Source organism: Fulvivirga kasyanovii (assembly GCF_009711405.1).
Taxonomy (GTDB): domain Bacteria; phylum Bacteroidota; class Bacteroidia; order Cytophagales; family Cyclobacteriaceae; genus Fulvivirga; species Fulvivirga kasyanovii.
Genome location: NZ_SMLW01000085.1, coordinates 1 through 240 on the forward strand (window position 1 = coordinate 1; position 240 = coordinate 240).

Genomic DNA, 240 nt, shown 5'->3' on the forward strand with positions numbered 1-240 from the left:
TAACGGCGATATCAAAATCTCCTGTATCGGTGGGCTCTGCCCTGCTTAGCTCGGGTCCTGATGATGCTTCTGGTTCACTCGTCAGCGGTACTGCCGCAGGGGTGGAATCAAAGCTGATGGATACCGGTGTTCCTTCATGGTCTGCAACCGGCTCGTCGGAAACAGATTGATGAAGGGGTTCCAGGTAAGCAGACAACGAACTGATCGTGGCATATTCAAATAATACGGTCGTATCAAGGG

1 protein-coding gene is annotated in these 240 nt (G+C 51.7%); it reads right to left on the minus strand.

Annotated features, from left to right (window positions below):
* On the minus strand, nt 1–240 hold a 240-nt coding region (locus tag E1163_RS30115; RefSeq protein WP_185155871.1), incomplete at both ends, for a hypothetical protein.